This window comes from Spirosoma liriopis (assembly GCF_023196085.1).
GTDB classification, from domain to species: domain Bacteria; phylum Bacteroidota; class Bacteroidia; order Cytophagales; family Spirosomataceae; genus Spirosoma; species Spirosoma oryzicola.
Genome location: NZ_JALPRF010000003.1, coordinates 902,097 through 923,821, shown reverse-complemented (window position 1 = coordinate 923,821; position 21,725 = coordinate 902,097). Strand labels below are relative to the sequence as shown.

Below are 21,725 nucleotides of genomic sequence, written 5' to 3'. Positions count from 1 at the left end.
ATGCTGACTACACTTAATCGGATTTTTGTCGTTCAGTTTTATAATCAAAACGCCGGTACGTTTCTGGTCGTTGTGCTGATCGCCTTTGGTTTCCTAAGTGGAAATGAACATAAAGCACTGATTACGGCAGCACTGGGATCACCCTTTTTCCTGACGCTGATCTTTCTGCTGTGGAGTTTTTATCTGCTGAAAACAATCGCATTTATCCGAGACCGATTAACCGCACCGGAGAATTTATTTCTGCAAACATACTGGCTCATTCCCACCCCGACGCGAGTAGGGATGTGGCTGGCTGTGCAAATTGCTGTGCTGCTGCCTGTCATAGCCTATGCGGGTTGGATGCTGCAAGTAGCGGCTTTCTACCAGCGATGGGACTCATTTGGCGCTATCATGCTTTTTATTTTCGTTCTGGTTGGGGTCGGAGCGGGAGCAGCTGATTATCGACTACGGCATCCGTCACCATCGTCAATCCGGCTGCCACAACTGGCTATTACCTTACCGTATGAATTATTTTTTCCGGTTTATTGGCTGCGTCACGAACCATTGTCCTTTTTGCTGACCAAAGCGTTTTCTGGTCTTTTGCTAGCGGGCGTTTGTCGACTGTACCCAACCGACGATTATGACCAGCGGCTGTTGCTCATCGGCTTGTTGCTAGCCGTAATCGCACATTCTCAGATAGGCGGGCAGGTCAGTGCGTTCGAGCGACGGTATTTGTTGGTACTGCCGAACCTGCCGCTGTCGTGGCTACAGCGATTCAGACGGTATGCCCTGACGTACGGCCTGATCTGGCTACCTGAATTGCTGATCGTCATCCGCAATTGCCCAGCGGATATACGGCTCGATTATGTCATCTGGCTTTGGCTGGCGGGCTGGGGCTGGTTACTTTTTTTGCACAGCCTGGCGTATAAGCATGAAGCCTTGCCCGAGCGCTGGCTTTCCGGTGTGTTTGCCGGATTTATCGGTGGTTTACTGTTTATTATGTTTGGGCTACCCGTAGGAGCATGGCTGACTGTAGGATGGGCAGGTGCAATCGGGTTTTGGTACCGCACGTTTGCTCAACAGGTAACAGATTCATAAAAAGAGCCCGGCAGGATAACCTAGCCGGGCTTACGTGCGAAATTAAACAAGGCCAGACAGCTATTTCCGTTTCGACCGGCTGTTTTCCTTGCTGATCGTAAATTGGTCCTGAATGGAGCCATCACCGGCAATCATGGTTGCTTCCAGCTTGTCGCCGTCCACTTCGATGTACATCGAGCCACCCGCTCCGTCGTACGAAACGTCCATTGCGTTGTGGGGCCACTGCGCCGTACCAGCTGATACGTGCCCACCACCGGCACCCCCGTCGCCGTTTACGACGTATATCGTTCCTTCATTGGCCGTTGCCTTCCGATGTTTGATGAAGTGCGTTGCCTTCACCGACGAAGTAGCGGTTGTCGTCTGCCCTGCGTTTACGCTGGGAAGGTTATGCGTACTCGCGTCGAAAGTGGGTTCGTCGCCATAATGCCCTTTCAGCAGGTCTGACCGCTCGTAAACGTGGCTGTGCCCGCACATAACCAGATCGACATTGTACTGTTCCAGAACGGGCAGCAGATTCATGCGCACATCTCGAAGCTGCTTTTCTTTGTCTGAATCATGCGTGCCTTTGGTGTACGGTGGATGGTGCCAGTAGGCAATAATCCAGGTGATGTTCGGATTGGTCTGAGCAGCTGTTAGATCACGCTTAAGCCAGTTAAGTTGTGGACTTGTTTCACCGAACCGTACGTTGGATGCTTTCGATGTGCTGTCGTCGTAACGGTCTGAGTCGAGACTGACAAAGTGAATATTGCCGTAATTAAACGAATAGTACGCTTCTGAACCGGATGGAATGCCGCCCGCTTCGGCGTTGGTCGGGTGAGAAACGACGCCAAAATAAGGGATATTCCAGTTTAGGCGTAAGTCGTTGTTACCGGCGTAGTCGTGGTTGCCGGGCGTGGCGAAAATGGGCGTTTGTCTCATGAACCGATCGCCACTGTAGCCGGTATCTGCACTGAAAACGTTTGTTTGATATTCCTTATCCAGCCCCCGATTATAAGCGTTATCGCCCAGCCACAGCCAAAGATCAATGTAAGGATCGCCCATTTGCTGGACGTAATTCTTGAACGCGTTTTTGACAGTATACTGCCGGGCCGACCGATTGCCGAAATCGCCCAATGACCAGATACGCGTTTTCTTTACCGTACCTTCGACCGGAAACGTGTAGAAATAATGCTGATCACTACCTGCCAGCGGTGTCGTTTCCGTACCAATCGAATAGAAGTATTTTGTGTTAGGCTTAAGGCCCGTCAGCGTAACTTCATGGTCGGTGCGGTTTTCCGCTTCCGGAGTCGATTTGTTTAATTTATCGGCGGAAGTGCCGTAGCGGACAACACCAACGGAAGCCGAATTTGTCCGCCACCGGAGGGTCATGCTGGTAGGGGTCGCTTTTTGCAAATAGGGCCCTCGCACCAGCGGACCTGTCTGTTGTGCAGAGGTAGCCGTCGCAAACCAACCGAGCAAACTACAAATCTGTAAAAGCCGGTTAAGTCGAGTTACATGTATCATACTAGCTTAAGAGGAAATTTCAGCACAAAGCTATCAGAATGGCCGTGAAGCTAGGTTAACGATGTGTAAACAAATAATCAGTCGAGTCCGCTATCAGGCTGGTAATAGTCACGTCGCAGGGAGAGGGATGCCTTTCCGTAAAAGTACAGAGCCTGGTTGGCCCACATCGTAAAAAAGTAGATTCCATAAATGGGAATGTTTCGTATAATCCTATATTTGATTTTGGTATACCAGGTTAACCTAAGTTCCTTAAAGTCAATTTAATCAGCACCATACCTACAGCATGAAAACAGCTATCAAAGCTCCTGTAACTTTATTTGTTTTGTTCGCTTTATTGTCGGCCTGTAGTAGTCCACAAAGCGACATTACTCCCGCTACATCGTCGCAACCCGCATCATCCGTTAATGCGCAGACGGCAGCTGTCGCGAAGCCGGGCCTGTTGATCCAGACAACGGAGTATTATCCAAGCACAACGGGTGGTAAAACAGTCATGTTGAACGGAAAAGAAATTCGGCTGGGGGGAGGGCTCAAAAATGAGTACGGATATGATACCCAAAAGCGGCTGATTCAGGAAAAAACCACGAATGCTACCTGGTGGAAGCAGCTTTCGTATGAATACACACCCGACCTCGTCCAGCGCTATTTGGATTCGGATCGGAAGGACTACCTAAACACATTATTGCTGAACACCAGCGGTTTTTTGAAAGGTAACCAGGAGGCCGGGGAATACGTCTATGACTCGGAAGGCTACTTGATTCGGTATACGGGCAATGGCCAGCAGGACACCTACACGATCAAAAACGGGAACGTTGTCGCCAAGGAAACGGTCTACAACTCGGGTCTTGTGCAAAAAAACACCTATGAGTATGACCTGACCAAACCGAGCATTCCATTCCCACTGACATTCCGGGGGAAACAAACCCAGAATTTGGTGACCAAACAAACGATGGTATCAACAACGGGCAATGCGGCAGCGTCGGAAATGACGGTCTTCTCGTTTTACTACGATTTTGACCAGCAGGGACGAGCTATTCGGGAGTTTATTGTGTCGAGTATCGATCCTTCTTCGCCGTCGAAAGTGCGGGAGTTAGTATACCAATAAAAAAACGGGTGGTATCTGGTTTACAAACCGGACACCACCCGTTTTTTTATTACGGAAACTTCGGAAACTTGCTGAAATCCGGTTTCCGCTTTTCGAGAAACGCGTCTTTGCCTTCCTTGGCTTCTTCCGAAAGATAGTAAAGCAGGGTTGCATCGCCCGCCAGTTGCTGAATACCAGCCTGCCCGTCAAGTTCGGCGTTGAACGAAGCTTTGAGCATCCGCAGGGCAATCGGACTTTTTTCCAACATTTTCCGGCACCAGGCTATCGTCGTTTCTTCGAGCTGATCGAGCGGAACGACTTTGTTGACCAAGCCCATATCCAAGGCTTCCTGAGCGTCGTACTGATCGCAGAGGTACCAGATTTCGCGGGCTTTTTTCTGACCGACAATGCGTGCCAGATACGAAGCGCCGAAACCACCATCGAAACTACCGACTTTAGGGCCGGTCTGACCAAACCGGGCGTTCTCAGCGGCAATACTCAGGTCGCAGACAACGTGCAGAACGTGACCACCACCAATGGCGTAACCCGCTACCATCGCGACAACCGGCTTTGGAATCCGACGAATCTGCATCTGCAAATCCAGCACGTTCAGGCGAGGAACCTTGTCTTCGCCTACGTAGCCGCCATGACCGCGTATCGACTGGTCGCCACCGCTACAGAACGCGTCGCCACCTTCGCCGGTCAGAATAATAACGCCAACGCGCTCGTCCTGCCGGGCGATTTCCATCGCTTCCGACATTTCTTTCACGGTCAGTGGGGTAAACGCGTTGCGTTTGTGGGGGCGGTTGATGCTGATTTTAGCGATACCGTCGTAGTAGCTGAACAGAATTTCCTGGTACTCTTTGATGGGTTCCCAGGGATAGTTACTTTGCATGATAGAGCGAGAAAGAGCGAACGTAAATGCGTGAGAAAGCAGCTCTTTCAATTCGCTTTTTCACGCATGCATTTTACTCACTATACGAAACGTCGTGATACTGCACATCCCAGGTATGGTCCGCCATCATGCGAACCGTGGCAAGGCAGCGTTCAAAGGGGAACTTACGGCCCCATTCGGTTGGACCGACCATCGAAAGCAGATCGGTACCATTTTTGCGCTGATAAAAGTGGTACGTGTGACCTACCACGGGCTCAAAACTCATCTGCGCTGCGTAAATCCGTTCGGATATTTCGACGCGGTGCCGAATGGCGGTTGCCTGTTCGGCCAGCAACTGCATCTGCTTGTAAAGCTGACTAAGCTGCATGTCGGTTTGCTCGCGCATGGCCGCCACAGCCCGACCGGTGATTTTGCCTTTGTCTTCGGGGCGAATAATAGCGCCACCTGCTGTGTGGGCATACTCCAGTAGTCCCGGTGCTTCGGCGACTTTGTCTGGCGAGATCGGATTGACAATTACTTTTGCTTCTTCCATACTGTTTGGGTAACCGCCCGGCGAACATGTTTGTTCGCTGTCGTTGAATGACAAAAAAAACTCATATTTACATCACGAAAGGATGTGGTTGGCAAAAGTACAACGAACCAGCATCTAAAACACCTTACGAACAATGGACCGACAGGAGTTTTTTCGAGTGGCCGCCACGGGTGTAGGCACTCTTTTACTAACGCGCGCCAGCGCAGGTTGCTCATCCAACTCGACGGAAGAACCCGCTCCGGATGCTGAGCAAGGGATTGATTTTCTGGTTGATCTGAATGCTGCTGACAATGAAAACTTAAAGCAGAAAGGCGGTTATGTCGTCGTCAACAAGGTTATTGTTGCCCAGACAAATAGTGGCGAATACGTTGCTGTCTCCTCGAAATGTACGTACCAGGGAACCGAATTAGTGTACCGGGCCAAGGAAAACCAGTTCTATTGCCCGCTTGATTTATCGCGGTTTGATGTTACGGGTAAAGTTATTTCCGGACCCGCTACGCTGCCGCTGAAACGATACGTTATCGAAGAGGCCGCGAACAGCACACTGCGCGTACAGTCTTAATTGAACCGATTAGCGCTCACTGGCTTTTCTGACGCAATGGTTTTAGACCCTACGTTCCCCGATAACTGGCCCGACCCCCTGACTGACTACGAAGCGCAGACACAGGCGTTTTGTCGGGCCTGGTTAAGCCACCAGTCGAGTTTCACGCTGCACACGTCGGGGTCAACGGGTACGCCTAAGCCAATTGTCCTCACGCGGGCGCAGATGCGGGCGAGTGCGCAACTAACGGGTCGTGTGCTTGGCCTTCAACCAGGGGACAAGGCGCTGGTCTGTCTGAATACGCGCTACGTAGCCGGGGTTATGATGCTGGTGCGCGGACTCGAACTGGGGATGCCCATGACGATTCAGGAGCCGTCGGGCAATCCGCTGGCTCTTTTTGATTCGCCGGGTACACACTTCGACTTTACGGCGCTGGTGCCTTTACAACTGCAAACGATTCTGGAAGCAACTCCGGAAAAGCTTTCCATCCTGAATACCATGAAAGCAGTTCTGGTTGGGGGAGCGGCTACCAGCCCTTTGCTTGAACGCGAGTTGCAGCTTATAAAAGCGCCTGTTCTTGCGACCTACGGCATGACCGAAACGGTGTCGCATATTGCATTGCGCCGGCTCAATGGTCAGGAGCGAAGCCGTTGGTTTACGGCACTGGACGGGGTCGAACTGGGTGTCGATGAGCGCGGGTGTCTACATATTACATCGGCTGCGACCAATTTTGAGCAGGTTCAAACAAACGATGTGGTCGAATTTCGTAGCCAAGCCAGCCCAACGCAATTTCAACTGCTGGGGCGGGCCGATACGATCATCAACAGCGGTGGCGTAAAAATACAGCCGGAACAAGTAGAGCGCGTGGCACAGGAAGCACTGGCGATATACAGCCAAGCTGGTACTGCCTCTCCCGGAGAGGACCAGGCTAGTTGGGTGCCCCGCTTGTTTGTTGCGGCTATGCCGGATGAGAGGCTTGGTCAACGGGTCGTTCTGGTGCTTGAACAACGCGCATTAAGCCCCGAGCAGTTTCAGACCGTTCAGGAGTCGATCCGGCTTCAGCTCGGACCGTATGCGGTGCCCAAAGACATGGTGGTTGTTCCTGAATTGGCCGAGACATCGACCGGAAAGATTGATCGCAATGCCACAATTGCCCGAATCCGTTAACTTTGCGGCTCGTTGTCCTGCGCACAAAAAAGCATGTCGTTCAATACTATTCAAATTCGCTACCAAACCGCCCGGTCGTTGCCCGCGCCTTACGCTTACTTTTACACGCTGACGGCGCGCTCGTTGGCGAACAAGTCGCTGGACATCAAACTGTCTATCACTTATCCCGATCGCGATAGTATTGATGATGATGAACTGATTGCCGAAGGATACACACGGGACGACGATTTCATGTGGTCGGGGCAGTTACCGAAGGCATGGCTGCAAACCGTAACGGAACTGGTCAACAAAACGAAACTGGATCTTTTTTCGGAAGAGGAACTGGACGAAGACGATGACTATTGGGAAATCTCGGTTGAACCAGATAATGGTAGTCTGCGAAGAGGACGGCCAAAAAATGCGGATAGCTGGCAATACCTGATGCAGGAACTGATTCAGGCATCCTACGAAGCGATTGAACGCGAGCGCCCCTTTGAGTTAACATACCTCGATTTGACGAACCGCCAATCGGAAACCGAGATTCGGCTAATTGCTTCATTTGTCGAACGGACGGTCAAGATCGTAACCAGTCAAAACCGGCGTGAATCCACGAAAACACTGCCCTGGACAACCTTACAGCACGTAATGGCCGAGGTATACAATCATGATTACGAACCCGATGAAGCTGAGACGAAGCGTCCCAGACGTGACGGACAGTGGCTTAACCTGGGAGACGAAGAATGGTACGATGTAGGCGAATTTACTTCATTGACAAAGATGCTTCGGACGCTGTAGTTTTTGCGTCGGAACAACGTAAAGTCAAGCCGTAATTCTCCAGACATCAGCGACAACCATACCCGCTACGTGTGTCTGGCGCTTTTCGAGCGCTAACCCGCTTTCGGCCAGAAGCCGCGGCCAATCCACTAATTGTTTTGTTTGAATGTTTGCCGCAAGCCGGAAAAAGTGGATCATCGTCCATAATAACACGATCTGCCACCAAACGCGGGTTTGCACAAAATCCGTAATAAGCCAGCGCCCGTTGGGTCGAAGCGCATGACGCAGGCGAGGAATTAACCACGACTGCACTGTTTTTTCGGTAAACAGATCGAGCAAAAAGGGCGTGATAACCACGTCAAATTGCTCGTTCGGGTGCAGGCTTAGCTGATCATCGACCCGGAATTCGACCGTACCCGGCAGGGGTTTCTGCGCCATTCGCCGACTCGCGAGGGCGACCATTTTTGCCGATGCTTCCAAGTAAAGAACTCGCCTGGGCTTACACTGAACCAGGATCTGCTCGAGTAACCAGCCCGTACCACCCCCAACCAAAAGAATCGATGCCGCTTCAGGAATGTCGGTCAGGAACGTTAGTTGAGCCTTTTGCAGCTTCTTGCCAAAAACAGCGGAGGCTAATTGATCGTAGATGGGGGCAACCCAATCAAAACCAACGTTGGATCTGGTGATTTTCTTCATCGCAGCAAAAAGACAAAAGCCGGTACTTTAAGGTTATAGGTAATGAATTTCGATTCTATGTATGTGACCAATTAGCCTACAAACAAACCGTACGCTAAAGCTATTTTGGTTACTTATGTAAACGATAATACATTACCACACCAAATCCTGTATCATTTTTCTTCCATGGCAACCTTCACAGCTGAAATTTCAACCTATTCCGTGCTTTTTGTGCATGGAAATAACCAAAGTCAAACACCGTATCGACAACGATTTATTCATTTGCGGTTTAAGGCTAATGCAGGACCGCTGGAATTTTACAGCCTGAGTTTCGTAGCTGAGGCTAAATACGCTTCAACCGGGATGATTGAGAAACTGAAAACGGGTGCTTTCCGGGGAAGTACTACGATTCCAATCGCCGAATTTCCGAATTATTACGACGTTTTGCGAAATGAAAAGCCCGTATCGATTCGGTTCGATTTCGACGAAGACCCAAGCATGACACCGGTGGGCGAACTGATACCGCTGACATCGTTTACAATTTTTACCAGTGACGAGCCACTTGGCGAAGGCTCGGAAGGGCTCAGCAAATAAATCAGCAGGGGCAGGATAAACCTGCCCCTGTGCGTGCTATGCGTCAACTGACGTTTTGACGGTGTGCTTACTTTGTCCTTTCAGGAGCGTCTCTTCGCCGTGTACCTGAAGCAATACGGGTTGTGCCGAAAAGTTTTGAACCGTTACGTCCGACTGTGTCGTGGTGATTTGAAGTAACGCCCCCCGGAACCTGATTTTAAAGGCCAGCGACTGCCATTGGTCGGGGCAGTACGGATTCAGCACCAGTTGGTCGTTTTCTACGCGCAGGCCGCCAAACCCTTTTACGACAGCGAGCCAGGTACCGGCCATACTCGTGATGTGGCAACCGTCTTCAGTGTCGTTGTTATAATCGTCAAGGTCGAGTCGGGCGGTGCGCAGATACATTTCGTACGCTTTGTCGCGCATGCCTAATCTCGATGCCAGAATGCTGTGTACGCAGGGCGAGAGCGATGATTCGTGGACGGTCATCGGCTCGTAAAATGCAAAATTACGCTGGATCGTATCGGTGTCGAATTCGTCTTCGAAGAAATACAGCCCCTGAAGAACGTCAGCTTGCTTAATAAAGCACGAACGCAGAATCCGATCCCACGACCAGTGCTGATTAATAGGCCGTTGTCCTTTCGGAATATCAGAAACGGGCATTAAATCTTTGTCCAAAAAGCCTTCCTGTTGCAGAAAAATGCCGCGTTCATCGTCTTGTGGCAGGTAAATCTTGTCGATGATCTGCCGGACGGTTGCCATTTCTTTCTCTTCCCGGAAGTGAATCCGATCAATCAGTTCAGCGTACTTTTCAGCGTCCAGTGATTTGACGATCTCGACGGCCTGAATGGTGTACCGTAGGGTCCAGGCTGCGATATAACTCGTATACCAGTTGTTGTTGACGTTGTTTTCGTATTCGTTGGGACCCGTCACGCCCAGCATAACATACTGCTGTTTCGCCTGCGACCAGTTAACGCGCTGGCTCCAGAAACGGCTGATGGCAATAAGCACTTCGAGGCCGTAATCAACAAGATATTGCTTGTCGCCTGTGTAGCGTACGTAATCGTAGATAGCGTAAGCGATAGCTCCATTCCGGTGAATTTCTTCAAAGGTGATCTCCCACTCGTTATGGCTTTCTTCGCCATTCATGGTTACCATCGGGTACAGCGCGGCTCCTGCCCGGAACCCCAATTTCTTTGCATTCTCAACGGCTTTACCCAACTGTTTGAACCGGTAGACCAGCAGGTTCTTGGCCACTTTCTGATCCGCCGTCGACAGGTAGAACGGTAAGCAATACGCTTCGGTATCCCAGTAGGTTGAGCCACCGTACTTCTCGCCCGTAAAGCCTTTAGGACCAATGTTCAGCCGTTCATCTTCGCCCGTATAGGTCTGGTTGAGCTGGAAAATATTAAACCGGATGCCTTGCTGAGCGGCAACATCACCGTCAATAATGATGTCGTTTGTTTTCCATTTGTCTGCCCATGCCTGCATCTGCTCGAATAGCATCTTGTCAAACCCTTTTCGGCTAATCCGTTGCAGGCTGTAGTGCGCTTCTTTAGTAATCGTATCCGGATCGTAGTTTAGGGACGACAGGTTGACGGCGTACTTGTAAATTACCGTCTCCTGGCCTTGCCGACAATCGAGCGTCATGCGATTGGCAACGTATTTTTCGTGCTTGATCGGCTGCGACTGGTAATCTACCTTGACGCCGTCCTGCTCGATCTCAACGCACATGCCAGTCGCTACGTGAAAGCCGGTTTTACGGGTCCGCAACTCGATGAACGCTTCGCCATAACCCGTTTCTTTGCGCACTTCATCCCAGAACGTTTCGTCGTAGTTGGCATCCCGGTTGCGAATGGCACCGTCGAGGTAAGGAGTAAGCGTAATCTTGGCGTCGAAGTTGAGCGGTTTGATGGCGTAGCGAATCGCCCCGGCTTCGTCGTCAACAATCGAGCAGAACCGTTTCGAGTTGACCTGTAATTCTTTGCCACTTTTGAGGACGGCCACGAAAGAACGTTCGAGGTAGCCTTCCTGCATGTTCAACACCCGCCGAAAGTTACGAACCTCACACTGGTTAAGATCAAGGGATTCGTATTCAATATCGATATCGATACCAATCCAGTTGGCGGCATTGAGCACTTTTGCGAAGTACTCGGGGTAGCCATTTTTCCACCAGCCGACGCGGGTCTTGTCGGGATAATAAACGCCCGCTACATAATTTCCCTGAAGCGTTCGACCCGTAAATTTCTCTTCAAAATTGCCCCGCTGGCCAAAGCGACCGTTACCCAGGGACATTACACTTTCACTTATTTCGTTGTACTGATGGTGAAACCCATCTTCGATAATACACCAAGGGTCTTGAGTAATGTAATTTTTCATTCAGTCACAGGTTAAAAGCAATCGGCTGCCAGGTAACGTACAGCCCACCGCTTGACGGCAAGGCGTCGGGGGTTTATGGTAGTTTACACGTATTTTATGGAAAATCGCCCAAGGGCTACCAACTCAAGCCGAGTCAGTTGTACCGGGCAAAAATAAGTAATTTCCGCATTTTCTCTACTGCGTAAGGCCCGACTGAGCTAAGCTGAACAGCTCGACATCGCGTTTGGAATCCAGGTCGATAGCGCCCGCTTCAAACGGCACTTCGACGCAATCCTGGCGGTGTTTGATAATCACCCATTTGGCTCCCTTGTCGCCTTCCAGTTTCAACATTTGCTCGATGTAACGCCGGTCGAAGAGTGCCGGGACTCCTAGCTGATCATCGTAACGGCAGGCTACGATCCCTTTGTTTTCGGCGGTATAGCGTTCGAGCATGTATTGCAGCAGTCCAACCGATACGAGCGGCTGATCGGTCAGCAGCACCATGACAGCCTTGATGGATTTATTCGTTAAATAAAGGGCCGCCAGCCCGGTTTTGAGCGACGAGGCCATACCCGTTTGCCAGGCTGCATTATCGACAATCGTTACGGGAAGACCCGCCAGTTCGGGCACAATGCGTTCGCGGTTAGCACCGAGAACAACAACGACCGGTCCCTTTTGTAGGGCCAGCGCGGTGTCCGTAATCCGGCGAATAAGCGATTGACCTTTATAGGTTAACAACTGCTTTGGCTCGCCACCCATGCGGGATGAAGCACCTGCCGCCAGTATAATCGTTCCAATCTCCAAGAGAATTTATGTTTGTAGACAAAGTAAAAGAGCCAAAAAGAGAAGTGAACAAGCACCCAGCTCAATTACTGTTGTCTCTTTGTGTATGTTTTTACGTTGCGTGTGTGCTTTACTTAAACAATGGTATTAGCCAAGAGGATTGTTCGCTGACCAAACACTTCGGCTGGATACCCAACTTCGACTAATGACAAGCCATCAGCGGGAGCCGCGCGTCCGGCTTTCTTACGATCTCTGTCGAGAATGATTGCCTCGAAACCGGCAACGCTGAGTCGGCCTTGTCCCACGTCCAGCAGTGTACCGACAATTGCTCGGACCATACCCCGCAAAAACCGGTTTGCTTTGATATGAAACATTAGATTCCCGGCTGCATCAGCGATCCAATAAGCAAAGTCAATTTGACAGTTAAATGTTTTAACGTCTGTTTTTACTTTACTAAAACTTTCGAAGTCAGTGTGGTGCAGGAGCCGTTCGGCCGCCTGATTCATTCGGTCAATGTCAAGCGGTAAGGTAAAAACATAGGCTAAACCGTCCCGAAAAGGGTCTTTACGGCGAATAATTGAATATTGATAATACCGATAGGTAGCCGTATACCGGGCATGATCGTCGGCCCGAACCGGGAAGCAGTCATAGACGGCGACGTCATTCGGGATGAGGCTATTCAGTGAGCGGAGCAAATTCTTGGGCAACGAACCCTCTATTTCGAAGTGGGCAAACTGCTGGCCCGCATGAACGCCGGTATCGGTCCGGCCACTGCCCACAATAGCGATCGGCTGCCGAAAAACGGTGGTCAGAGCTGTCTCCAGTACTTCCTGTACGCTTAAGCCGTTTGGTTGGCGTTGCCAGCCGTGGTATGTTGTACCCCGATAAGCTAATTCGAGAAAATAACGCATATGAAGGGCAAAAATACAAAGCGATCTGCGCTTTTGCCCCAATAGGAAAGGGCTTTAGTGTAAAGCCCTTTCGACCCCTACCTAAAGCCCTCATCAAAAGAGGAAAGAACGGAAGTTGATTGCGAATTAGTATGCATACCATACCACTGCACTCGGTAGTGCTAACCCTCCGCTCAATCATTGCGTTACGGAAGCGAGTCAAATAGACTCAATAGTGAGGTAACGGTACCGATGCGTTTTTACAGACGATCCACTTCAAAGCGTAACTCATCAACCAGCTGTTTTAGTCGGTCTGTGTTTGGTAGTGGGGCTGGCATCTGCTGACTCACGAAGGCCCGTATTTCCCAGACTTCCACCACATCTTTCAGCGCCACTTCCTGATTAGGAATCCCCGCCTTATCAACCGTGAGTAGCAATGTTCCCTTGATTTTCACCTGATTGTAGACCCGGCGGCATAAAACGCCGGTCCCGTCGGGGCGGGGGTGTTGGGTAAGCAGTACGTACAACTTTCCGTCGGCAATGTCAAACCAGTTCCGGACAAACTGACCCACCAACAGCGCACCCGGAAACACAAAGTCATCACCCGCTTCAAAAGCCCGGTAGTTTCCTTCCGGTAGTGTCGGTAAATGCATAGCCGGAAGCCGGTGCAGAAAATCGGATTGCTGGTACCGTTGACTGTATTCCGCAAACTGCGGTTGCATGACCACCGGGATCGTTGGAGCGATGGCTTGAGGAGGGACCGGGCGGCTGGCCGTCGTATCGCCAAAGCGTCCAGAGCCTTCGTAAACATTATTAAAGGTCAGCGGTTCCGAGGGGCGGTTCAACGCCGAGGTCGTGGTATGTCCGTCTGCGTTGCCAAACAACCGATCAACGGGCGAGCGGCCCGGTGCTTCGGTCTGAACGGGCTGGAAATTTACGGGTTGTGCCCGCTCATGAATTGGCCTTTCCTGCGTCGGGTGCACCGGGGGCGTAATGACGGGTGGAGTCGGAGCCGACCGAACGGCTTCCTGAGGTCGGTAGTATTTGTTCAGTACCGATGAAAGGGGTTGCGGTTCGGGCGTTTGGGGGGCAGGGTGGGCTACGCCACCGGGCTGAGAAAAAATATCGGGAAAGTCAGGATGCTGAAACGGATCGTCATCACCTGGATTGATATGACCGTCGGAACGAATGATCGGTCCCTCGCCCCGGCCCATGCTAGTATCGGCCAACCGGGCAGGCTGCCCGAGCGGAATACTCAGGTTGGGTGTTTCACGAATTTTGCGCAGGTCCTGGCGGGTAAGCAACTCAACTGTCGTGTTAAACGCTTTAGCAATCGCCTGTATATTTTGCTGATTCGGGTTGGCACGCCCTTCTTCGTAAGCGCCCAAGAGCGAACGTTTTATATTTATTTTTCGGGAAAATTGCTCCTGCGTTAGCCCGTTGAGTTTACGCAGATAGCGGATGTTTTCACTGACGAGCGTCATCCAGTTGGGGTGCTAAAGTTTTAGCTAAGATAGCCGATTCACGATATAAATGCCAATATCGGGCTTTCTGGCCAATTATTTGTACTTTTAGACTATCCTCTGGTTACTCCGCGCTCTTCCGCATGACTACTGTATTTTCTAAAACCGACCTCAGCAAAACGATTAAAACGGTTTTTACCCGGCAGCGCCAACACGCTCGTCAAATGGCGTTGACGACCGCCCAGCATCGGATTGAGCGAATCACACGAATCAAGACGTGGGTGATGGCGCATCAACTGGATATTCAGCAGGCTATGTACGATGATTTTCGGAAACCTTCCGCCGAAGTCATGATTGGTGAACTGATGTCACTGTACGCCGAGATCAAATACACGTCACAGCGTCTTCGGCAGTGGATGAAGCCACAGCGTTTGCCAACTCCTCTGAGTCTGATAGGCACTACGAGCTATCTGCATCATGAACCAAAAGGCAACGTATTGATCATCGCGCCCTGGAATTATCCGTTCGTGCTTACCATACGACCACTGGTGTCGGCCATTGCTGCTGGCAACGTGGTTATGATAAAACCGTCGGAGTTGACTCCGCATACGGCTGCCCTGATCAAACGGATGATTACCGATCTGTTTCCGCCGGAAGAGGTAGCCGTCTTTGACGGCGATGCGGAGGTGGCGCAGGCGCTGCTGGAATTGCCTTTCAACCACATTTTCTTTACGGGCAGTCCGGCTATTGGACGGGTGGTCATGGCTGCCGCAGCTAAGCATTTAGCGTCGGTCACGCTTGAACTTGGCGGTAAATCTCCCGCTATCGTTGATGAATCGGCCAACATCGGTCAGGCCGCCGAGCAGTTGGCCTGGGGAAAGTTTTTAAATAACGGTCAGACCTGCATTGCCCCGGATTATTTACTGGTGCATCAATCCATCAAAGAACCTTTCGTAAAAGCCTTTGGTGAGGCTGTTCGAAAAATGTACAGCCCAACGAACGATACGGTCGAAGCGTCGGATAGTTACGCCCGGATTGTCAATAAGCGCCATTTTGAGCGGATTCGGGCCTTAGTGAATGACGCTGTTGCCAAAGGGGCGCTTGTTACACTGGGCGGGAAGATGAACGCGGACCAGAATTTTATTGAACCCACTCTTCTCGACAAGGTGACCGACGACATGGGCATCATGCAGGAAGAAATTTTTGGCCCTGTATTGCCCTTGTGTACCTATACAAACCTCGACGAAGCCTTGCAGCGTATCAATCAGCGCGAGAAGCCGCTTGCCCTTTACATCCACAGCCGGAACCGCAACAACACGCAATACATTTTGGACCGAACGTCGGCGGGGGATACGGTTATCAACGATACGTTGCTTCAGTTTGGAAACGTTGAGCTACCTTTTGGGGGCGTAAACAACAGTGGTCTGGGTAAATCGAACGGCTATTTCAGCTTTCAGGAATTTTCCAATCAGCGGGGGGTGATGCAGCGTAACTTTGGTACGATGAAGTTTATCTATCCGCCCTACACCGATAAAGTAAAGAAACTCATCAACTTCATCGTGAAGCATTTATAGGCTGTAAAGGCTTGGACCAGTGCTCTTCGACGTTAAAAAAAATTGAGCCATTCACTAGCGAATGGCTCTTTGCTTAAAGTTACGGTGGTACTACTGTCATTAATAATCTAAACCAGCGGGTAAATGCCTGGCTTGCTCAATGAAGCCAGAAAGCTGCTCTAGTGTAGGTGGACGGTGGGTAAGCTGTTTATGAGTATTAATCTCAGTGACTTTGGCAAATAAGTTTTCGGGGACACGCCGAGCCAGTTCTTTGACCGTATCCACGCCGGCTTCTTCCAGCAAGTCGCTGTACACACCGCCAACGCCGTGAATGCGAGACAGATCGGCCCGGTTCGCCAGCTCTAAAACTACACTTACATCGGTCTCCAGCAGTGACGCCAGTTTTTTGCGGTCGCTGGGTGTTCGAGTTGCTTCCAGAAGCTCATGGCTATAGGTGATACCCTGTGCTTTTAAGGCATTGATCAGAACGTCTGTACTGCCTTTCAGTTCGTTTACTGCTACGCTCATTGGGGGTTACCGGTAAGATTTGCTGAATAACTATGGGTTAGACGAGAATTTATTGTAAAGTAACGAGCCTAAATACAAAATAATGTTTACTTATTTCAACGGTTGATTATTTTCCAATAATCTTCTTTATTTCCGTATCCGGGAGCAGGGTGACGAATTAGTGAGCAGGTGTTTTTCCGGTAAACTTCGTATCATTGACACGCATGTTACGAAGACCTGTTTTTACCGCTATCCTTCTGCTTGTCGTGCTCACGGCGGAAGCCCAAATTTTTCCTGTTCTTGACCAGAATCCAGCCAGTCTACGCTGGTATCGGCTGAGAACCCCTCATTTCAACGTACTTTACCCAAGGGGGCTTGACTCCACGGCTCAGCGAACGGCCCAACGAATCGAAAGCCTGTACGAACCCGCCAGCGCGTCGCTCGAGAAAAAACCAAGACGAATTTCGCTGCTGATCCAGAATCAGACCACCAACAGCAACGGCTTTGTCACGCTGTTTCCGCGCCGGTCGGAATTTTTTGCGATACCTCCCCAGGACCCTGGCTTGCTGGGAACGTTCAACTGGCTTGATCAACTGGCCGTTCACGAGTACCGGCATGTGGTTCAAAACGACAAAGCGTTGCAGGGGTATGGTCGATTTCTGTATACCGTATTTGGTAATTCGGGCTTATTTCTGCCGTTGCTGACGGTGCCCGACTGGTTTGCGGAAGGGGATGCGGTAAGCACCGAAACGTTGCTGAGTACGAGTGGGCGGGGTCGTATCCCTAATTTTGACGTAGGCATGCGGGCTAATTTGCTGGCTGGTCGTCGCTTCGACTACCCAAAAGCCGTTGGGGGTTCGTATCGGGATAACGTGCCGAACCATTACGTGCTTGGCTACTTCATGACAACTTATCTGAAGCGTACGTATGGTCCCGATGTGTGGAGCCGGGTGCTAAATCGAAACTACCGCCGGTTTCCCTGGCCGTTTGCGTTTTCGGCCAGCATAAAAGACGAAACGAAACTGCGTACCGAGGATTTGTACCGCAAAACGATGGATGACTTGACCGAAAGCTGGCAAAAACAGCAGGAACGGCTAACCATCACTCCCGCGACTCTGCTTCCGGTCGAAGCCGAAAAAGCTGATAGCAAACGGCCTGTATTCACCAATTACCAGTATCCGCAATTTCTGGCCGATTCAACGGTTCTATGCGTGAAAAGCGGGCTTGGTGACACCCCCCGACTGGTTATTTTAGGGAAAAACGGTACCGAGAAAACGATTTTTGTGCAGGGTTTTCCAAATGATCCGAGTATGCTGTCGGCAACTGCCAACAAGGTATGCTGGATTGAATTCGGTTATGATCCGCGCTGGGGGCAACGCATTTACTCAAACGTTCGGCTGCTCGACCTGACAACCGGTACGGTGACCCGCCTGACGCACCGCGCCCGGTACACTGCGGCTGCGCTGTCACCCGACAATTCAAAAATTGGGGTTGTACAAAATACGGAGCGGTATAAAACACAACTGCTCGTGCTGGACGGCAAAACGGGAAAGGTCGTAAAGATACTTTCCAATCCGGAAAACGAGTTTTTTCTCCATCCCCGTTGGTTGGCGGACAATAAGACGCTATCCGTCGTTGCGCTCAAAAATAACCGGAAAACAATTCTGACGATCGATACCGAAACCAATGCACGCACGGAGCTATTGCCGTACGCGAATGAAAACCTGAGTAATCCACAGCCCTGGCGCGATTATATTTTTTACAATTCGCCCCGCTCGGGTATCGACAATATCTACGCCGTGAATGTCCGTACAAAGCAGGTATCTCAGGTTACGTCACGACCCTTGGCCGCTTATCATGCAACGGTGTCGCCATCGGGAACCGCACTCGCCTTCGACGATTTTGCCGCAACCGGCTACCGCATTGCCCGTATGTCGCTGAATTCGTCTGACTGGAAGGCTGTTCCTACCAGCCCGAATGCGCCAGGGCAGGTGCAGCCCGTTCGCTTCTTTGGTTCGTTGCCGAGCATAGAACCGGGGGCAAGCCAGGGCCGCCAAATTTTAACCGACTCGGTACCCGTATCCGCGCCTTACCCGTCCACTCGTTTTCGACGGCTGGCCAACGCGGTCAACGTCTACAGCTGGGGACCAACTATCAGCAGTACCGGGCAGGCATTATCGGTCGGCTTGAGCTCACAGGACTTATTAAGTACTACCCAGATTGGGGTTGGCTATGGCTATAATCAAGCGGAGCGGGTCGGAAACTTCTACGCCAATCTAAGCTACCAGGGCCTGTACCCAATTTTTGACCTGAGTTTTCAGCACGGTAACCGCAACACATCGCTCTACATCGACCGGGTTGCCCCCGCTGATAGTCTGCGCTCCGATCAATGGCAGTACAACCAGCTTACGGCAGGGATTCGACTCCCCTTGCAACTAACCAATTCGAAATACATGCAGGGCTTAAACCTGTCCGCTTATTACAGCTATTTACAAGTTTCGGGCTATGATTTGCCCTTTCGGTACATAACCGACGTTGGTTCGGCAGGTTCGCTGAATGCGCTGACTTACGGCTTTAGCTATTCAAGAGTATTGCGCCAAAGTAAACGCGACGTAGCTCCGCGCTGGGGTCAGACCATTTCGGCCAACTGGCGAACGACACCTTTCGGGGGGCGCTTAACCGCCGAACAGTGGGGGATTCAGGGAAACGTGTATTTGCCCGGCATTGGAAAACACCAGGCTATCCGGTTGCGGGGTGGCTATCAGGAGCAATCCAGGGGTACATACCGGTTTAGCGCATTGGTGTTTTACCCACGCGGACAGTCTTATATTAGTGATGATCAAATCACGGCTGGTAGCGTTGAATACCGCTTGCCGATAGCCGATACGCACTGGTCGCTGGGGCGTTGGCTGTACGTTCAGCGTATTAAAGCGGCTGGGTTTTTTGATGCCGCAGAGGGGCAAAGCCTGATCGAAGTGCGCGATCGATTTGGCCGATTGAGCGGGTACCAAACCGAGCGTCAGGGCTATCGAACAACGGGTTTGGATGTGTCGTTTGTCTTCAACGCACTTCGGCTAAGGACGCCATTGGAGGCCGGTTTTCGCACGATTTACAACATCACTACGCAGCAATGGCTGGTTCAGCCGCTCGTCATAGATATTGGTTTCTAAACGATTATCGGGTTGGCAAATTATTCATTTGCCAACCCGATAATCGTTTTACCACTTCACACTCAACCGCACACCCCCGACACCGTTCCGGGTTGGCGCGGCATTGTAAAATCGATTGCCGACTGCATTCAGATCGTAGCCAAGCGAGTACGTTTGATTCAGCAGGTTATCGCCACTAGCGTAGATGTCCAGCGTCCAGTGTTGGCCCAGCGGTCGGCGGAACCCAACGGTAGCCTGTAACAACCGGGTTGGGTCGGAGGTGACGGTGTTGGCGTCCGTAAGGGGGAAGGGATCCAGAAACTGAAAAGTCACGTGGGCATAAACGCCCAGTCGGGTTTCGGCATCCAGACCCGTCACGAGCGTTGTTGGCGCTACACCCGGTACCCGGTTGTTCGATAAATCCGTAGTGCCCTGCTGGTAATCCCGGAACCGATAGTTGGTCAGCGTCATGCTGTGCCAGATGCGCAGGAGCGAAAACGACGAGGCTTTATAAGGGCTGATAAAATCGTAGGAAAGCTGTGCTTCGAGGCCACGTTGGTCGGTACGGCCCGCGTTGACAAAGAATTCAGCTCCGGCAGCATTGGACCGTCGAACAATGGTTTGGCGGAGGTAAAACTGGTATAGCGTTACATCGAACCGAAACCGACTGTTGAACGCCGAGCCACGTAGTCCCACCTCATAATTTGTTCCCAGTTCGGGGTCAAGAGTGGTATTGAAGCCACCCGCCGATGGCCGAACTTCCTGGCTGGATGGAGCCGAATAGCCGGTGCTGATACTGGCAAACGCGGATAAGTTATTGCCAAACGTGCGCAGTAACGCTACCCGAGGTAGCCAGACGGGCGAAAAATTGCGGGTAAGGGTTGTGGCCGGTAAAGCGCCTGCTGACCGAACCGGGAAGCGGGTGAAGCCATAGCGTACATCGTTTCGGCTTAATCCTGCTGTTAATCGGAAACGGGCAGGAAGTACCGTTTCGGCCTGGGCAAAAACGGTGCTCTGTCGGGCGGTCAGTTCTTCGTCCGTTTGAGTGGTATCGGGTGTGCCACCCCGGTTGCCAAAATTGCGGTCTACCGTAAAGTTACGCAACAACTCCGCCCCGACGGTGAATGTAGTCGGGAGCGGACCATTCGGGAATCGAATCTGGGTGATGGTCCGTCCGCCGATTCCCTGATCCGTCCGTTTTTCGTAGTTCGTGATGAAAGGGTTGGCAAAGTCCGTTGTCGAGCCGTAAATAACGGTTGTGTTTTGAATCCGGTCGTTCCAGCGGTATTCATGCGAAAAACCCAGGTAGCCGACTTTTTGATAGATACCTGCTTGCTGAGCCGCACTGCTTGGTAACGTCGCCGTTGCCGGGCGCGATGCCCGTGGGTTAGCCCGAAACTGCGCTTCTGTTAGTCCGCCCGGCGTCTGGTAGTGCAGATCCGAATAAAGACCGAGCACTGATATCGTTCGCTTCGGACTGACGCTGAACGAGCCGATCAAGCTTATGTTGTCACGTACTACGGCGCTTTGTTCCCGGTAGCCATCCGATTGAAGATGGTTGTAGCTCAGGCTGATGGCCGAATTGTTTTTGCCGGTTTGGACGGCGACCCCGTTGCCGTATAAGCCATAACTACCACCCAAAGCCGATAATTCGATGTTCGTCTTTCCCGCCGGAACCCCTAATCCGCTGAACAGAACCGTACCGCCCGTACCCGCTCCGTACAAACTTCCCGATGGCCCTTTAATGACTTCGATCCGTCCCAACGCCCGAACGTCGAGCGCATTGAGGGGAGTATTGCCCCCTGCATCCGTGAGCGGAAGTTCATTCCAGTAGGTTTTAACGTTTCGCACACCAAAGGGGGACCGAATGGCACTGCCCCGGATCGCCAGCCGGTAACTACCCGGTGACCGCTCATCGGCCCGTACGCCCGGCAGGGTGTTCAGAGATGGGACGATGGTAGGCGTTCCGAAGCGTTGATTCAGGTCACGTCGGGTCAATAAGCCGACGGAAGCGGGTGTTTCCAGCAAACGTCGGTTTGTCGCGTACCCACGCACTACCACTTCGTTCAGCTGAAGCGTGTCATCTAAGGAACTGGGCGTAGGGGTTTGCGCGAAAAGTAACGCAGGAGAAGTGATCAGGCCGCTTAAAATAACAGCGGACAGGTAGCGGTTTAACATAGAGTTGAGCAATAAAAAAAGGAAGGTACTGGCACTAAGCTGCAAAG

Annotated in this window: 18 protein-coding genes; 8 read left to right on the top strand and 10 right to left on the bottom strand. The window is 51.4% G+C overall.

Annotated features, from left to right (window positions below; genetic code table 11):
• A complete protein-coding gene (locus tag M0L20_RS20780) occupies positions 1–1,077 on the top strand; it encodes a hypothetical protein (RefSeq protein ID WP_248478862.1) in 1,077 nt (358 codons plus the stop codon).
• A gap of 60 nt (positions 1,078–1,137) precedes the next feature.
• Here M0L20_RS20780 and M0L20_RS20775 read toward each other — a convergent pair whose 3' ends face one another.
• Positions 1,138–2,580, bottom strand: a complete 1,443-nt coding sequence (locus tag M0L20_RS20775) for a purple acid phosphatase family protein (protein WP_248478861.1) — start codon at positions 2,578–2,580, stop codon at positions 1,138–1,140.
• A gap of 283 nt (positions 2,581–2,863) precedes the next feature.
• Here M0L20_RS20775 and M0L20_RS20770 point away from each other — a divergent pair, with 283 nt between their 5' ends.
• The gene (locus M0L20_RS20770; protein ID WP_248478860.1) at positions 2,864–3,682 is read left to right on the top strand and encodes a hypothetical protein; all 819 of its coding nucleotides are present in this window, start codon (positions 2,864–2,866) and stop codon (positions 3,680–3,682) included.
• A 49-nt stretch (positions 3,683–3,731) separates the two neighbouring features.
• On the opposite strand, the gene menB is transcribed toward M0L20_RS20770, so the two are convergent.
• Positions 3,732–4,556, bottom strand: a complete 825-nt coding sequence (menB, locus tag M0L20_RS20765) for a 1,4-dihydroxy-2-naphthoyl-CoA synthase (protein ID WP_232558512.1) — start codon at positions 4,554–4,556, stop codon at positions 3,732–3,734.
• A 73-nt stretch (positions 4,557–4,629) separates the two neighbouring features.
• Positions 4,630–5,088 (bottom strand): DUF2452 domain-containing protein, encoded by a 459-nt coding sequence (locus tag M0L20_RS20760; RefSeq protein WP_232558511.1) that lies wholly within the window; start codon positions 5,086–5,088, stop codon positions 4,630–4,632.
• A 133-nt stretch (positions 5,089–5,221) separates the two neighbouring features.
• On the opposite strand from M0L20_RS20760, the gene M0L20_RS20755 reads away from it, so the two are divergent.
• The 3 genes from M0L20_RS20755 to M0L20_RS20745 are packed head-to-tail and all read left to right on the top strand — an operon-like array spanning position 5,222 to position 7,570.
• Positions 5,222–5,650, top strand: a complete 429-nt coding sequence (locus M0L20_RS20755) for a QcrA and Rieske domain-containing protein (RefSeq protein ID WP_232558510.1) — start codon at positions 5,222–5,224, stop codon at positions 5,648–5,650.
• 36 nt (positions 5,651–5,686) lie between these two features.
• A complete protein-coding gene (locus tag M0L20_RS20750; RefSeq protein ID WP_248478858.1) occupies positions 5,687–6,796 on the top strand; it encodes an AMP-binding protein in 1,110 nt (369 codons plus the stop codon).
• A 33-nt stretch (positions 6,797–6,829) separates the two neighbouring features.
• Complete coding sequence (locus M0L20_RS20745) at positions 6,830–7,570, top strand: hypothetical protein (RefSeq protein WP_248478856.1); 741 nt, start codon at positions 6,830–6,832, stop codon at positions 7,568–7,570.
• A gap of 24 nt (positions 7,571–7,594) precedes the next feature.
• Here M0L20_RS20745 and M0L20_RS20740 read toward each other — a convergent pair whose 3' ends face one another.
• Positions 7,595–8,245: a class I SAM-dependent methyltransferase gene (locus M0L20_RS20740; RefSeq protein WP_248478854.1), complete on the bottom strand. Its 651-nt coding sequence runs from the start codon at positions 8,243–8,245 to the stop codon at positions 7,595–7,597.
• Between the two features lie 165 nt (positions 8,246–8,410).
• Here M0L20_RS20740 and M0L20_RS20735 point away from each other — a divergent pair, with 165 nt between their 5' ends.
• Positions 8,411–8,818: a hypothetical protein gene (locus tag M0L20_RS20735; RefSeq protein WP_232558506.1), complete on the top strand. Its 408-nt coding sequence runs from the start codon at positions 8,411–8,413 to the stop codon at positions 8,816–8,818.
• Positions 8,819–8,854: 36 nt separating this feature from the next.
• Here M0L20_RS20735 and M0L20_RS20730 read toward each other — a convergent pair whose 3' ends face one another.
• The 4 genes from M0L20_RS20730 to M0L20_RS20715 all read right to left on the bottom strand — a co-directional run bounded on the left by M0L20_RS20730 (position 8,855) and on the right by M0L20_RS20715 (position 14,312).
• On the bottom strand, positions 8,855–11,176 hold the full coding sequence (locus M0L20_RS20730; protein ID WP_248478853.1) for a glycoside hydrolase family 65 protein: 2,322 nt from the start codon (positions 11,174–11,176) through the stop codon (positions 8,855–8,857).
• 174 nt (positions 11,177–11,350) lie between these two features.
• On the bottom strand, positions 11,351–11,959 hold the full coding sequence (locus tag M0L20_RS20725) for a nucleotidyltransferase family protein (protein ID WP_262923970.1): 609 nt from the start codon (positions 11,957–11,959) through the stop codon (positions 11,351–11,353).
• 113 nt (positions 11,960–12,072) lie between these two features.
• Positions 12,073–12,849 carry a tRNA pseudouridine(38-40) synthase TruA gene (gene truA / locus M0L20_RS20720; RefSeq protein ID WP_248478852.1) on the bottom strand — a complete coding sequence of 259 codons (777 nt, stop codon included), beginning with the start codon at positions 12,847–12,849 and terminating at the stop codon, positions 12,073–12,075.
• A 239-nt stretch (positions 12,850–13,088) separates the two neighbouring features.
• The gene (locus tag M0L20_RS20715) at positions 13,089–14,312 is read right to left on the bottom strand and encodes a helix-turn-helix domain-containing protein (protein ID WP_248478851.1); all 1,224 of its coding nucleotides are present in this window, start codon (positions 14,310–14,312) and stop codon (positions 13,089–13,091) included.
• Between the two features lie 122 nt (positions 14,313–14,434).
• On the opposite strand from M0L20_RS20715, the gene M0L20_RS20710 reads away from it, so the two are divergent.
• Positions 14,435–15,865 carry an aldehyde dehydrogenase family protein gene (locus M0L20_RS20710; RefSeq protein ID WP_248478850.1) on the top strand — a complete coding sequence of 477 codons (1,431 nt, stop codon included), beginning with the start codon at positions 14,435–14,437 and terminating at the stop codon, positions 15,863–15,865.
• Between the two features lie 99 nt (positions 15,866–15,964).
• On the opposite strand, the gene M0L20_RS20705 is transcribed toward M0L20_RS20710, so the two are convergent.
• Positions 15,965–16,372 (bottom strand): DUF4332 domain-containing protein, encoded by a 408-nt coding sequence (locus M0L20_RS20705; protein WP_248478849.1) that lies wholly within the window; start codon positions 16,370–16,372, stop codon positions 15,965–15,967.
• A gap of 203 nt (positions 16,373–16,575) precedes the next feature.
• Here M0L20_RS20705 and M0L20_RS20700 point away from each other — a divergent pair, with 203 nt between their 5' ends.
• Positions 16,576–19,521, top strand: a complete 2,946-nt coding sequence (locus M0L20_RS20700) for a TolB-like translocation protein (RefSeq protein ID WP_248478848.1) — start codon at positions 16,576–16,578, stop codon at positions 19,519–19,521.
• A gap of 48 nt (positions 19,522–19,569) precedes the next feature.
• On the opposite strand, the gene M0L20_RS20695 is transcribed toward M0L20_RS20700, so the two are convergent.
• Entirely contained in the window at positions 19,570–21,678 is a 2,109-nt protein-coding gene (locus M0L20_RS20695) for a TonB-dependent receptor (RefSeq protein WP_248478847.1), read from the bottom strand.
• Positions 21,679–21,725: the final 47 nt, after the last annotated feature.

Bases quoted from the DNA above. Each gene is read 5' to 3' on its own strand.
- M0L20_RS20755 (WP_232558510.1), top strand. From the start codon at position 5,222: ATGGACCGACAGGAGTTTTTTCGAGTGGCCGCCACGGGTGTAGGCACT.
- M0L20_RS20715 (WP_248478851.1), bottom strand. From the start codon at position 14,312: ATGACGCTCGTCAGTGAAAACATCCGCTATCTGCGTAAACTCAACGGG.
- M0L20_RS20770 (WP_248478860.1), top strand. From the start codon at position 2,864: ATGAAAACAGCTATCAAAGCTCCTGTAACTTTATTTGTTTTGTTCGCT.
- M0L20_RS20780 (WP_248478862.1), top strand. From the start codon at position 1: ATGCTGACTACACTTAATCGGATTTTTGTCGTTCAGTTTTATAATCAA.
- M0L20_RS20735 (WP_232558506.1), top strand. From the start codon at position 8,411: ATGGCAACCTTCACAGCTGAAATTTCAACCTATTCCGTGCTTTTTGTG.
- M0L20_RS20745 (WP_248478856.1), top strand. From the start codon at position 6,830: ATGTCGTTCAATACTATTCAAATTCGCTACCAAACCGCCCGGTCGTTG.
- M0L20_RS20695 (WP_248478847.1), bottom strand. From the start codon at position 21,678: ATGTTAAACCGCTACCTGTCCGCTGTTATTTTAAGCGGCCTGATCACT.
- M0L20_RS20705 (WP_248478849.1), bottom strand. From the start codon at position 16,372: ATGAGCGTAGCAGTAAACGAACTGAAAGGCAGTACAGACGTTCTGATC.
- M0L20_RS20760 (WP_232558511.1), bottom strand. From the start codon at position 5,088: ATGGAAGAAGCAAAAGTAATTGTCAATCCGATCTCGCCAGACAAAGTC.
- M0L20_RS20740 (WP_248478854.1), bottom strand. From the start codon at position 8,245: ATGAAGAAAATCACCAGATCCAACGTTGGTTTTGATTGGGTTGCCCCC.
- truA (WP_248478852.1), bottom strand. From the start codon at position 12,849: ATGCGTTATTTTCTCGAATTAGCTTATCGGGGTACAACATACCACGGC.
- M0L20_RS20750 (WP_248478858.1), top strand. From the start codon at position 5,687: ATGGTTTTAGACCCTACGTTCCCCGATAACTGGCCCGACCCCCTGACT.
- M0L20_RS20730 (WP_248478853.1), bottom strand. From the start codon at position 11,176: ATGAAAAATTACATTACTCAAGACCCTTGGTGTATTATCGAAGATGGG.
- M0L20_RS20775 (WP_248478861.1), bottom strand. From the start codon at position 2,580: ATGATACATGTAACTCGACTTAACCGGCTTTTACAGATTTGTAGTTTG.
- M0L20_RS20710 (WP_248478850.1), top strand. From the start codon at position 14,435: ATGACTACTGTATTTTCTAAAACCGACCTCAGCAAAACGATTAAAACG.
- M0L20_RS20700 (WP_248478848.1), top strand. From the start codon at position 16,576: ATGTTACGAAGACCTGTTTTTACCGCTATCCTTCTGCTTGTCGTGCTC.
- menB (WP_232558512.1), bottom strand. From the start codon at position 4,556: ATGCAAAGTAACTATCCCTGGGAACCCATCAAAGAGTACCAGGAAATT.